We start from the raw sequence: 12,541 nt of genomic DNA on the forward strand, positions 1-12,541 counted from the left end.
TTGACAACGGATGGCAGGCGGGCAGCTCCGGTGGCTGCGTCAGCCGGTGCCCTGTTGGTCAGCACCACACAGTCCGGCACCGGCGCGCACTAAGGTTTCGGCGGGGTCCGCAGTTCGCGGCGCAGAATCTTGCCGATCGGCGACTTTGGCAGCGCATCGCGGAACTCGATCTGGCGTGGCATCTTGTAGCCGGTGAGATGGGCCCTGCAATGCTGGACCACCGCCTGGTCGGTGAGGTCAGGGTGCTTGCGGACGATCACGACCTTCACCGCCTCGCCTGTGCGCTCGTCTGGCACGCCGATGGCGCCGCATTCGAGCACGCCCGGATGCGACGCCACCACGTTCTCGATCTCGCTTGGATAGACGTTGAAACCCGAGACCAGGATCATGTCCTTCTTGCGATCGGTGATCGTGACGTAACCCCGATCATCCATGTGGCCGATGTCGCCGGTCCTCAGCCAGCCGTCCTCGATCACCTTTGCCGTTTCTTTGGCGTTACCCCAGTAGGCCGCCATCACCTGCGGGCCGCGGACGCAGATCTCGCCAGTGTGCGCTTCGACGTCGTCTTGACCGTTCCACGGCGGCAGTGCGGTGAAGTCATCATTACGGATCGATACCTCGGTGGACGAGAACGGCAGGCCGATCATGCCGTTCCATGGGGTGTCGAGGGGCGAGGCACTGACGCCGGGTGACGCTTCGGTGAGGCCGTAAGCTTCGGTGATGTAGCGCCCGGTAACCTCCTTCCAGCGTTCGGCGACCGACTTCTGCACCGCCGCTCCGCCACCGATCACCACTTTCAACGAGGAAAAGTCAAGGGCGCTGAACCCCGGTGTGTTCAGCAATCCGTTGAATAGCGTATTGACGCCACTCATGACGCTCCACTTCCACTGCGCGAGCTCGTGCACCAGTGCCGGCAGGTCGCGCGGGTTGGTGATCAGGACGCTCAGGCTACCCCACTTCATGAACGAGAGCGTCGATGTAAGGCAGAAAATGTGGTACATCGGCAGCGGTGCGATGACGATTTCACTGCCTGCCTTGAAACTCCCCGAGATCCAGACGCCGGTCTGCTCGAGATTGGCGAGCATGTTGCGATGGGTGAGCATGGCCCCCTTCGAGACGCCGGTGGTTCCGCCGGTGTACTGCAGGAAGGCGAGCTCACTGGCGTTCATGCTGACCGGCGTGCAACGCGCCGCGGCGCCGCGCGCGAGCGCTTCGCTGAAAGGCAGGGCGCCGTCGATCCGCCAGTCGGGCACCATCTTCTTCACGTACTTGACCACAAAGTTGACGATCCAGCGCTTCGGGATCGGCAGCAGGTCGCCGATCTGCGTCGTGATGATGTGCTGCACCGCTGTCTTCTTCCACACTTCTGCCAGTGTCGCGGCGAAGTTCTCGACGACAACGATGGCCTTGGTGCCGGAGTCCCTCAACTGGTGCTCAAGTTCTCTCGCCGTGTACAGGGGGTTGACGTTGACCACGACCATGCCGGCGCGCAGGATGCCGAACAGCGCCACCGGGTATTGCAGCAGGTTCGGCGACATGATGGCGACGCGTTCACCCTTGCCCATGCCCGGTAGTCCCTGCAGGAAAGCGGCAAAATCGCGCGACAGCTTGTCGAGTTCGGCGTAGCTGAGCGTTCGGCCGAGGCTGTGAAAAGCCGGTTTGTCGGCATACCTGGCGACGATTTCCTCGAACAGATCCGGAATGGAGTGGTAATGGTCAGCGTCGATGTCGGCGGGTACGCCGGGCGGATAGTTTTTCAGCCAGATTCTGTCAGTTATCGCTGCCATCCTCTTCTCCTGTGGTTTCACTTCGGGCGCATCAGAGGGATCCATCCCAGATCCGACCATAATACAAGGCCTTGCGTGCGAAGTGTCTTGACCGTCGCGTGGTTGATCGCTGGTAACTGGCGCTGAATGGGATCATGATTGGCCTGCTAGGATACGAGGCGCATGTTTCAGGCGGCACGCCGAACCGCCTGCGCCATCGCGCCGGTTCGGTGAGCTTCCCAGCCTGCGCAATGCGCCGGCTGAAAGCCGGCCAGCCACCGGAGGCAGGTTTGGCCGGGCTGTTGACATCATTTCACCGGGAATCGCAATGACTCGCTTCCAGTTTTTCGTCCTGCTCATGTTGTCTGTCGTCGGGAGTCCCGCAATGGCCATTGACGAACCCCGCTATACCGTCGTCCGCACCGAAGGGCTCTTCGAGGTACGCCGCTACGAGCCTTACCTGGTGGCCGAGACGTTTGTCAGCGCGACGGCCGAAGAGGCCGGGAACCAGGGCTTTCGCATCCTGGCGGGGTACATCTTCGGCGGAAACAAGGGGGAGCGAAGGATCGAGATGACCGCTCCCGTCGCGCAGACCCCGGTCAGGATTGCGATGACCGCGCCAGTGGCACAGAGTGCGACGGCCGGTGGTTACCTCATTCAGTTCGCGATGCCGAGAGAATGGACGCTGAAAACGCTGCCCGAGCCCAACGACCCGCGCGTGACGCTGCGGGAGATCACGGCGCGAATGATTGCCGTCCTTGCGTACTCCGGGACCTGGTCGCAGAGTCGCTACGAAGAGCACCTGAAGAAGTTGCAGGATGCCCTCGAAAAAGCGGGTCTGTCCTGGCACGGCGAGCCCATGTGGGCGCGTTATGATCCGCCCTGGAAGCCATGGTTCTGGCGACGCAACGAGGTCATGGTCGAGCTTGATTGAGCGGAGGGCGGGGCAGGTGGCCATGTGGGTGTGAAATGAGGCCAATGCGACCGTGCGTAAGGCTGCGAATGTTGGTCGAGGACGAGTTGGCAGGTGCCGACCTCAGTGCGCTGCCGCTTACGTCCCGGCTGCCATGGATGCCAGGCTTGAGCGCATTTTCTGCAGTGCTTTCGCTTCGACCTGGCGAATCCGCTCGGCGGATACACCGAATTCCGCTGCCAGATCGTGCAGGCTTGCGCGCTTTTCGTCCATCAGCCAGCGCGCCTCGACAATGCGGCGGCTGCGCGGATCGAGCATCGCCAGAGCGCCCTGCAATCCCTCGGTCTGCAGTCGGTCACGGGCACGCGCTTCGAGTACCTGCAGCGGTTCGGTCGCGTGGTCGGCAAGATAGTGGATCGGTGCAAATGCCTCGTCATCATCGCTCTCGCCGTCCAGCGCCAAGTCGTGGCCGGACATGCGAGTGTCCATCTCGATCACTTCATCGGGCTTTACGTTCAGGATGCGGGCGATTTCTCCGGCCTGCACCGAATCCAGACCGTCGCTGCCGGTTTTCATGCTGCGCAGGTTGAAAAACAGCTTGCGCTGCCCCTTGGTCGTTGCCACCTTGAGCATCCGCCAGTTCCTCACGACGTACTCATGAATCTCCGCCTTGATGAAGTGGATGGCAAACGAAACCAGGCGAACGCCACGCTTCGGGTCGAAGCGCTTCACCGCCTTCATCAGCCCGATATTGCCTTCCTGGATCAGATCGGCGTGCGGCAAGCCATACCCCAGGTAGCCACGGGCGATTGAAATCACCAGACGGAGGTGCGACAGAATCAACTGTCGCGCTGCTTCGAGATCATTCGTGCCACGATAACGGCTTGCCAGAAGAAACTCTTCGTCCCGCGTCAGTAGAGCAAACTGCCTCGCCGCCTGGATGTACGCATCAATACTACCGACAGCGGCAGCCGTCGGTAAAGTCGGGGCTGACAACCCGGGAGGCGACTCGCGCAGGCTCGCCGCTGGTCTGCTGACCGTCGGCGAGATTGGGTCGGAAGAGGCCCATGCGAAGGGCTTCGGGATAGGCATGCTCAGGGCGTCGGTGCGGCCCTGTCCATCGAGCGGGGTCCCTGCCTCCCACGCTTGCCAGACTGTGCACCGGAATGAAAGCCGTCGAAGGTCTTCTTCTGCTCGGGCGTCAGCACGGCGTAGAAGTCCTTGAGGGCGAGCACATGCTCCGTCATGCGCGACTGTTGCTCTTTCATCCGTTCAAGCATCCTGTCCGCCCGTTCCGGGGTCGTCAGCTTCGCCCAGTCGTCGGCCTTGCCGGGCTGCATTCTGGCCATAGGATGCTGGCTGTCCATCAGTTTTTTCCACGCGCCTTCCTGTTCGGGCGTCAGCTTGAGAGCGTCGTGGAGTTGCTGGTGATGCTGCGCCATGCGCTCGCCGCGGTATTCCCACGCGCCGCGCATCCCCGCTGGGCCACAGTCCTGTGGCGCAGCCCCAACGGGTGCGACAAGTGTACCCAGGGTTGCAGCCAGAAGCAGGGACGAAGCGAAGGTACGATAGCTGGTCATGTGGATTCTCCTCTATTGATCATGGGGTCATCTGTCGGTCAAGCTGGCTGCTGCTTTATTCTTGCGCCTGCTTTACCAACTTTTTGATCCTAGACAATCGCCGGCAATCATTCTGTCTGCTACCGTACATAGCCGGCTGACGACGATCTGCTGTCGAACCGTGGCCTTGACGCAGAAGACATTGGACACCCCTCAGGAGGTCAGCAGCATGAACCAGAACAACCCCGTCAATCACCGGATTGTCCTTGCTTCCCGGCCGGTCGGTGCACCGACCGCCGCGAACTTCCGCCTTGAGGAGTGCGACGTTCCCGTTCCCTCGCCCGGACAGGTGCTGACGCGCACCCTGTATCTGTCGCTTGACCCGTACATGCGTGGCCGCATGAGCGATGCGCCATCCTACGCCGCGCCGCTGGCGCTCGGTGAGGTGATGGTCGGCGGCACCGTCGGCATCGTGGCAGCCTCGAAGCACCCGGACTACCAGGCCGGCGACTTGGTGTTGGGCTACGGCGGCTGGCAGGACTATGCCCTCGCCAAGGGCGCTGATCTCACCCGGCTCGATACCCGGATGAGGCAGCCCTCGCTGGCGCTCGGCGTGCTCGGCATGCCCGGTTTTACGGCCTACATGGGCTTGCTCGACATTGGTCAGCCGAAAGCGGGGGAGACCGTGGTGGTCGCAGCGGCGAGTGGGGCGGTCGGCTCGGTGGTGGGCCAGCTCGCGCGCCTCAAAGGCTGCCGTGTGGTCGGTGTCGCCGGCGGTGCCGAAAAGTGCCGCTTCGTCGTCGAAGAGTTGGGCTTCGATGCCTGCATCGACCGTCGCAGTGCCAATCTGCGCGAGCAACTGGCGGCTGCCTGCCCAAAAGGCATCGACGTCTACTTCGAGAACGTCGGCGGCGCGGTCTTCGACGCCGTCCTGCCCTTGTTGAACGTCAGCGCCCGGGTGCCGGTGTGCGGGCTGATTGCCCACTACAACGACACCGGTCTGCCGCCAGGGCCCGACCGCCTTGGCCTACTGACCCGCACGCTGCTGACCAGACGCATCAGGATGCAGGGCTTCATCGTCTTCGACGACTACGGCACTCGCTACGGCGAGTTCTTCAGTCAGATGAGCACCTGGCTGAAGGTGGGCAAGATCAAGTTCCGCGAAGACATCGTCGATGGCCTGGAGAACGCCCCGCACGCCTTCATCGGACTGCTCGAAGGACGCAATTTTGGCAAGCTGATCATTCGTGTGGGCAGCGACTGAGCGACCGCCCAAGAGTGGCGTTCAAGCCGGTGTAAGGCTTGATTGCACCCGAGTGGGACATGGCCAACCAGCCTTGCGCATTACTCCGGGTTTCGGTAGCGTTCGCTCAGGCCGCTGCCGTCGCCATGCGCAGCAACTGGTTCACGGCGGCCGGCTCGCCACTGTCGATGTTCACCTGCGTCATGCGCGCGGGGGCCCGAACGTTTGGCGAACTGGCGGGGACGCGGGCGAGGCAGGCGTCGATCGTCGTGTTCAGGAAGTCGAGGCGCGTGCTCTGGTCCACCAGCAGGGCCACGCGCTGGGCGGGCACCAGGTCGAGCAGGGCCTGCAACTCGAACACGCAGCCCTGATTGTCGGGGCCGAAGTCGCGCAGGTCCATCGCCACCAGATCGCTGCGCGCCATCAGCGCCAGTACCGCGGCACGCCAGGCGTCGTCGCCGCAGAAGAGTTCGCTGACTCGCCAGCGGGCGTCGAAGTCGCAGCGCTCGTCGAGTGCGGCGAGACGTTCCGGCACGGCCGTCGGATCGAGGATGAAGCGCTCGCGCAGCCGCCCGGCGAGGAAGTCGAGGAATTCGTCGGGGTCGATCGTGCTACTGGCGAGATCCGGCGCGCCGATCATGTGGATCGGGCCGGCGTAGCGCCAGCGCGAGCCCAGGAGGTCGAACAGGCGCTCGGCGTCGGCGCGCCGGCTGACCGCCTTGCCCTCGGCATCGCGGCGGCTGAACACCCGCAGCAGCAACAGCCGTAGCGGCGCGCGCGCACGCGCTGCCTGTGCCGCCGGCCACATGCCGGCCAGTGTGATGGTCTTGTGCAGTCCGAACACGCCCAGCCCCATCCAGCCCGCGGGGCCGATCGACTGGGTGAGGCTGAACGACAGCAGCACCGCCTGGAAGAGCCAAAGCGTGTCGATCATCAGACTCTGGTCGGTGAGCCATTTGGCAGCATAGGCAGCGCGCAGCTGGCGGGCGACCCACCAGGCCAGCGGGGCCGAGGCGAGCATGCCGGCCAGCAGCACGGCTGTCAGCATCCACTCGGTGGGCAGGTGCACGGCCATCAGCGCATGAACCACCGCGCTCATGCCCCTCGGCGTGCTCGCCGCCACCATCGCCAGGGTGCCGCCGACCACGGCCACCAGCATCATCGCCAGCAGCGCCGGGCCGATGCTGCGCACCGCGCGGTTGAGGAACAGCAGCAGGAAAGGCGAGTACGACAGGCTCATCGCCCAGAAGACCATGCCCTGGAAGAACGCCGGCACGCTGACGCCGAACATCTGCAGCGGCGGTGTCTCGCCGAGGGCGATGCGGGTGCAGATGAGCAACAGCACGCCGAAGTATGCCGCCACGACCCAGCGCCGGCGGCGGCGATCGCCGTCCCAGACCAGGCCGAGCGCGAGTATCGTGGGCCAGGCCCAGGTCCAGCTCATCACCGCCATGCGGTTGAGGTTGGCTTCGGTGCCGTCGGCGCGCAACTGCAGCCAGGCGGCGGCAAGGCCGAAGGCCAGCCCGGCGACGGCCTGTACCACGGCCGCCTGACGCAGTGCGCCGGCAGCTGCGCGGGTTGTCGCCGTATCTGCCGCTGGACTTGCCGACGGCGCCAACGGCGCCCGCGATGGTCGGGCGGCAGCGCTGACGGGCGGGTGCACTGTGGCTGTGCGGCCGGCTACTGACGTCATCAGTTGGGCGACGCGTTGCCGGTAGCGCCAGAGCAGTGCCCAGCCCATCAGCAGGGTGAGCAGCCCGGCGATGCCGACGGCCATGGCAAACATGCCGGGCCAACCCGAGCGGCCCAGGATCGGGTCATAGGGCGTGCGCGCCTGGATCTGCTCGTAGAGCGCCACGGCCTGGTCACTGTAGGCGGGCGCGCGCCCTGTGGTCGCGCCGAGTGCGCGTTGCAGCATGCCCAGGCGGCCCAGGGTGTCGATCAGGGCATACTGCGCCGGCAGGTCATCGGGCTGCCGTTCGGCCAGCCGCTGCTGCAGTGGCAGCACGTTGGCCAGCACGGCGAATGCGGCGGCTGTCTGGCCGCTGTCCTCGAGCACGATGGCCAGCGCGCTGCCGGTCTGACCGATGTCGCGCAGCGCCTGTCCAGCTGCGGGCTGTGCCGCATCCGTACCGGTCTGGGCGACTGCGGCTGCGGCCAGGCGCATCGCCTCCTCGGCCGCGACCTGCGCGTCGCTGCCGCGCCCCTGCTGGCGGCGCAGCCAGGCCATCTGCTGCCAGGCCAACACCTGCACGCGCAGCGCTTCAGGTGTTGCCGCGATCTGCGCGGCGGCCAGGCTGCGCCGCAAGGCATGCTCGCCTTGCGCACCGGCGAGCCAGGCCAGCACCAGCCAGTGCCAGGGATCGGCGGCTTCGAGCTCGGTCAGGCGCTCGTAGTCCACGCGTGCCAGTTGGCCCAGAGGTTGGTCGGTGCGCCCCAGCAGGCCACGGTAGGGGCTGGCACCGCAGCCCGGCTGCATGCGATCGTGCAGCGCTGCCGGCAGCTCGCCCAGGCTGGCGGCGAGCCGCAGCCCGATCGCCCCGCCGGGGGCAATATCGGCCAGGCGGGCGTTCGCACCCCGGGCGAACCCGTCGCGCTGCAACTCGCCGAGAAGGCGTCCGACGCGCTCAGCTTCCGGTCGCGAGGTGGCCCCAGCCAGCAGCGCCTCGATCGCCTGGGACTGTTGTCGCAGCACGTATTCGCGCAGCGGAGCACCTTCACTGCGGCGCACCGTACACAGGAATGGCAGGCGCGCCGCCGGCGCCTCGATGCGCTCGGCCAGCGTGCTGCGGGCGTCATCGGCCAGCGGCCGCAGCGAGGCCCCCGTGTCGTTGCCGGCGACTGCTGCCGGCGCGGGCAGCAGCCACGCGCAGGCCACCAGCAGCGCGTCTGCCAGCCGACGCCCGGCCGTGCACAAGGTGGGTAGGCAGGCCAGCCATCGACTATCCTGTGTGCGGTTCATGGTGCCGCCGTGGCTGTTTCCCGGTACCCGGAGGGTGGACCGCCCGCTGCCCGGCGGCGCCCTGTCGAACGAACGGACCACCGTCCGGTAGCACCGGACAGCAATTGCAGCGTGGGCCCGGGCGAGCCGGTCGCCTCTCGCAGCAAGGGTCTTGCAGCGCCAATTGGCCTGGCTCATCGGCTTCTCCCGGGCTATCAGTACGGGCGGTCTGAGGCAGCGCCACCACAGCAGCGACGGCAAGGAAAAAGGGACAGGGAGTGCCGCCGGATGACCGCTGGAATGAGGGAACGCTACCATCGAAGACGGGCGCGAGCAAGCGAGCTGGCCAGCGCCAGGGGCGTGGCGGCGATGAGCAGCGAGGGTCCGGGGCCCGCCGATCCGGCATGGGGTCACGTTCGCCAGCTCGCGGCGGCTTGTCTGGACAGGGCCGTCGTGGCGCGAGCTGCTGTCGCACCTGAATGCCGAGGACCATCCTCAGCCACCCGGCTGGAGCCGAATTCCCTGCCACAGGCCGCGCGCCGCTGGCTTGCCCTGGCGCGAGCCGCCCCTGCCGAGGCGGCGCTGGAAGATGCGCACGAAAAGTTGTTCGTGGAAATTGAGTCTGCTCCTCTGTAGTGTGTTTTACTTGCGCAACTGCATGGTGTCCCGACGTTCCATTCGCCGAAGGCGGGGGCCGTGCCCGGTCCAGCGTTTGTGCCGGACGGTCCGGCCCTGGGCCGGAAGTCAGGAAGATGATCGGGAGGAACGCAGCATGCGCAGCAAGATCGTTACCGCCGACGAAGCGATCGCCCTGATTCGGGATGGCGATACGCTGGCCAGTACCGGGTTCGTCCAGACCGGTTTTGCCGAGGCCCTGCTGTCGGCGCTGGAGCGCCGCTTTCTCGCCACCGGCAGCCCAACGAACCTGGCCTTGTTCGCCGCCGCCGGCCAGGGCGACGGCAAGACCCTGGGGCTCAATCATCTGGGCCACGAAGGCCTGCTGCGCCGGGTGGTGGCAGGCCACTGGGGCCGCATGCCGAAGGTGGCACAACTGGCGCTCGACAACCGCATCCAGGCCTATAACCTGCCGCAGGGAATCATCTGTCAGCTGTTCCGGGATCTGGCCTCGGGCAAGCCGGGTTCCTTCTCCAAGGTTGGACTGCACACCTTCGTCGATCCGCGCTACGGCGGCGGCCGGATCAACGCTGCCACCACCCGGGACATCGTCAATCTGGTCGAAGTCGATGGTGAGGAGTGGCTGTTCTACAAAGTCGGCCAGGTCAACGTCGCCTTTGTGCGGGGCACCACGTCGGATACCTTCGGCAATATCACGATGGAGCGCGAAGCCCTCACGCTCAACAATCTCGCCATGGCGATGGCGGCCAAGAACAGCAACGGCATCGTGATCGCCCAGGTCGAGCGCATCGCCGAGCGCAGCGGACTGCCGCCGCGGCAGGTCAAGATTCCCGGGATCCTGGTCGATTGCGTGGTGGTGGCCGAACCGGTCCAGCACATGCAGACCCTGGCGACCCAGTACAGCGCCGCCTACGCCGGCGAGTTCCGGGTTCCCAGCCCGAGCCTGGTCTCGACGCCGCTGACCGGGCGCAAGATCATCGCCCGCCGTGCCGCCTTCGAATTGCCGCCCAATGGCATCATCAACCTGGGGGTCGGGATGCCCGAAGGCGTCGCGGCGGTCGCCCAGGAGGAGCGGATCTCCCACCTGCTGACGCTGACCGTGGAATCTGGCCTGATCGGCGGGATTCCTGCGAGCGGCGGCAACTTCGGGACCGGTGTCAACATGGATGCGGTGATCGACGAGAATCAGCAGTTCGACTTCTACGACGGCGGCGGGCTCGACATGGCGTGTCTCGGCATGGCCGAGTGCGATGCCGCCGGCAACGTCGGCGTCAGCCGCTTCGGTGGCCGGCTGATGGGGGCCGGCGGCTTCATCAACATCAGCCAGAACGCCCGCCTGGTGGTCTTCGTCGGCACCTTCACCGGCAATGAGCTCAAGGTCGAGGTCAATGACGGCAAGCTGCGGATCATCGAGGAGGGCCGGCAGCGGAAGTTCGTCAAGCAGGTCGAGCAAATCACCTTCAATGGCCAGTACGCCTATGATCGCGGCAAGCCCGTCTATTACGTCACCGAGCGCTGCGTGTTCCGTCGGGTACGGCGGGGTCTGGCGCTGATCGAGGTGGCGCCGGGCATCGACGTCGACCGGGACATTCTGCCGTACATGGACTTCGAGCCGATCATCGGTGAATACGGCGAGATGGATGCGCGCATCTTCAATGCCAACCCGATGGGTCTGGAGGCTGAACTGCTCAATCTGTCCTTGCCGGAACGGGTCATCTATGATCCGGAGCGGAATATCCTGTTCCTCAATTTCGAGGGCATGCATGTCCGGGTGGTCGAGGACGTCAAGGCGATCTGGGACATCTGCGAGCTGCGCTGCCGGGCTGCCGGCAAGCGCGTCGGCGTGATCATCAACTACGACCGGTTCCGGATCAACCAGGACATGTACGACGCTTATGCCGAAATGGATCGCTACTTTCTGGCCAATTACTTCAGCCAGATTACCCGCTACGCCACCAGCGCGTTCCTGCGCGCCAAGCTGGGCGAGGCCTTTTCCGCGCGCAGCATTGCGCCGCATGTTTTCGAACGTCGGGAGGAGGCGCAGGCGTTCCTGGCCGGGCGCAACGGCGAGGCCAGCTACCACAGCTGATGACGCCATGAAGCCGCTTCTCCCGCTGCTCGTCGTTCTCCTCATCGGTCTGGCGACGCCAGGCCAGGCGCGCGACGCTGAGCCGGGGCCCTGGGAAATGCTCGGGGACGTGCTGCGCAAGGGGAAGCCAGTGCCGATTGGGGAGGCCAGGCCACGCGCTGCCGTCTCGAAGGTCGAGTCGGCCGATTTGTGGGACGCCTTTCTGACACAAGTGATCAAGCGCTCGGCCGGCAAGGCGAGTGAGGGTGACCGGCGTAACGAGTTTCTGTTTGTCCTGCTGAGCGGCCGCCACGATGGCGTGGCGCTGCTCGCCAGCGACGCCGCGATCCCGGACCCGCTGCGCGAGCTCTTCCTGCTGAGCTGGGAACGCCTGGCGCCGCTGCTCCGCGGCCTGAGCGGCGAACTCGATGCGCAAGCGGCCCGGCAGTTCGAGGCACTTCTCAAGGCGGGCGACGCGCTGCAGGCGGCGCAAGGCTTTGGCGATGTCCTTGGCGTTCGGGTCACGCCGGATACACTGCGCCAACTGGTACGCCTGGTCATGCCGGAGCAGGCCGGTGATCCGCTGGCCTATGATCTCGCTGTCGACCCCGAGCTGCGCTCGCTTCTCGGTTTTGGTGCGCCGCTCCCGCCCGCCGAGCGCAGCCGCCTGCTGGGGGCGAGCCGCTTGCCGTCGTCCATCGATCCCTTGCGCTGGCTGGTGCCGGCGGCTTTTGCCGCGCCCTTGCCAGTCGCCGCGTCGCTCGACCCCGAGACGGCCGCGCTCGCCAAACGCTTGAACAACTGGCTTCCCACGTCCAGCGATCTGGGCACCTATCTGCCGGAGATGCGCAGCCTGTTGCAGCGCACCGCTGACGCCGCCATCAATGAGCGGGAGGATGCCGGGCGCAGCCTTGACGCGCAGTTCCATAACCTCTACCGCCATCTGGTGCTTGCCACCGCGTGGCAGGAGAGCTGCTGGCGCCAGTTCGTTCGTCGCAAGGGTAGGGTACAGCCGATCCAGTCGGGCGTTGGCGCAGTCGGCTTGATGCAGGTCTACCCGCGGGTCTGGCGGGGATTCTATGACGTCACCGGCCTGCAGGCCGACGTCGGGTACAACGGTCGTGCAGGGGCCGAGATCCTGTACCATTACCTGCGTGACTACGCCATCGCACGCAGTGAACCATCGGTCAGCAGTGATCCCGACGACCTCGCTCGCGGCACCTACGCGGTGTACAACGGCGGGCCCGGTCATCTGACGCGTTACCGCAAGCCGAAACAGCGCGCCGATCTCAAGGCGATCGACGCCTCCTTTCTGGAGAAATACGAGGCCGTCAAGGCAGGCAAGGAGCTCGAAGTCGGGAGGTGCTTCACGGCAGATGGTCGTGGCTGAACGGCTTGAGGCTGTTTCACCGTAG

Annotated in this window: 8 protein-coding genes; 4 read left to right on the forward strand and 4 right to left on the reverse strand. The window is 65.6% G+C overall.

The genetic code is table 11. The annotated features are described in order from the left end of the window. Positions 1–89 precede the first annotated feature (89 nt). Positions 90–1,787, reverse strand: coding sequence for an AMP-binding protein (locus tag V5B44_RS04040; RefSeq protein WP_332357824.1), 1,698 nt, complete (start codon positions 1,785–1,787; stop codon positions 90–92). A gap of 364 nt (positions 1,788–2,151) precedes the next feature. Between V5B44_RS04040 and V5B44_RS04045 the strand changes: the two genes are divergently transcribed. Further along, complete coding sequence (locus tag V5B44_RS04045) at positions 2,152–2,700, forward strand: SOUL family heme-binding protein (RefSeq protein WP_332357825.1); 549 nt, start codon at positions 2,152–2,154, stop codon at positions 2,698–2,700. Between the two features lie 117 nt (positions 2,701–2,817). Here V5B44_RS04045 and rpoH read toward each other — a convergent pair whose 3' ends face one another. Both rpoH and V5B44_RS04055 read right to left on the reverse strand, forming a co-directional pair. Further along, positions 2,818–3,771, reverse strand: a complete 954-nt coding sequence (rpoH, locus tag V5B44_RS04050) for an RNA polymerase sigma factor RpoH (protein ID WP_332357826.1) — start codon at positions 3,769–3,771, stop codon at positions 2,818–2,820. 2 nt (positions 3,772–3,773) lie between these two features. After that, the gene (locus tag V5B44_RS04055) at positions 3,774–4,259 is read right to left on the reverse strand and encodes a Spy/CpxP family protein refolding chaperone (RefSeq protein ID WP_332357827.1); all 486 of its coding nucleotides are present in this window, start codon (positions 4,257–4,259) and stop codon (positions 3,774–3,776) included. A 208-nt stretch (positions 4,260–4,467) separates the two neighbouring features. On the opposite strand from V5B44_RS04055, the gene V5B44_RS04060 reads away from it, so the two are divergent. Further along, the gene (locus V5B44_RS04060; RefSeq protein WP_332357828.1) at positions 4,468–5,502 is read left to right on the forward strand and encodes an NADP-dependent oxidoreductase; all 1,035 of its coding nucleotides are present in this window, start codon (positions 4,468–4,470) and stop codon (positions 5,500–5,502) included. 106 nt (positions 5,503–5,608) lie between these two features. Here V5B44_RS04060 and V5B44_RS04065 read toward each other — a convergent pair whose 3' ends face one another. Beyond that, on the reverse strand, positions 5,609–8,443 hold the full coding sequence (locus tag V5B44_RS04065) for a hypothetical protein (protein WP_332357829.1): 2,835 nt from the start codon (positions 8,441–8,443) through the stop codon (positions 5,609–5,611). A gap of 751 nt (positions 8,444–9,194) precedes the next feature. On the opposite strand from V5B44_RS04065, the gene V5B44_RS04070 reads away from it, so the two are divergent. Both V5B44_RS04070 and V5B44_RS04075 read left to right on the forward strand, forming a co-directional pair. Continuing rightward, positions 9,195–11,147, forward strand: a complete 1,953-nt coding sequence (locus V5B44_RS04070) for an acyl CoA:acetate/3-ketoacid CoA transferase (protein WP_332357830.1) — start codon at positions 9,195–9,197, stop codon at positions 11,145–11,147. Between the two features lie 7 nt (positions 11,148–11,154). Beyond that, complete coding sequence (locus V5B44_RS04075) at positions 11,155–12,516, forward strand: lytic transglycosylase domain-containing protein (protein WP_332357831.1); 1,362 nt, start codon at positions 11,155–11,157, stop codon at positions 12,514–12,516. Positions 12,517–12,541: the final 25 nt, after the last annotated feature.

Source organism: Candidatus Accumulibacter necessarius (assembly GCF_036625085.1).